General features: G+C 62.0%; 1 protein-coding gene. It reads right to left on the reverse strand.

The window, feature by feature from the left end; translation table 11 throughout:
- The coding region (locus KIH86_RS00605; RefSeq protein ID WP_407672219.1) for an RCC1 domain-containing protein at nucleotides 1–313 on the reverse strand (313 nt) is incomplete at both ends.

A 313-nucleotide genomic window follows, 5' to 3' on the forward strand; every position in this document is an offset into this window, starting at 1 on the left:
TGACCGTCACCGTTGTAACCCCATGCCCATACACTGCCGTCACTCTTCAGCGCCAGGCTATGGCTGTTGCCCCCGGCGATTGCCGTCACTTCGCTCGTCAGCCCACTGACTGCCACCGGCGTAGTCCGGACAGTGAGACTACCATCTCCCAGTTCACCGCTGCCGCCGTACCCCCACGCCCATACGCTGCCGTCACTCTTCAGCGCCAGGCTGTGTCTGCTGCCCGCTGCAATTGCAGTGACCCCGCTTAAGGTCGAAATAGCCGCCGGTACCGTTGTGTTTGTCGTAGTACCATTCCCCAGCTGACCGCTGC

The sequence above is a fragment of the Paenibacillus sinensis genome (genome assembly GCF_019904155.1).
Classification (GTDB): Bacteria; Bacillota; Bacilli; order Paenibacillales; family Paenibacillaceae; genus Paenibacillus_AQ; species Paenibacillus_AQ sinensis.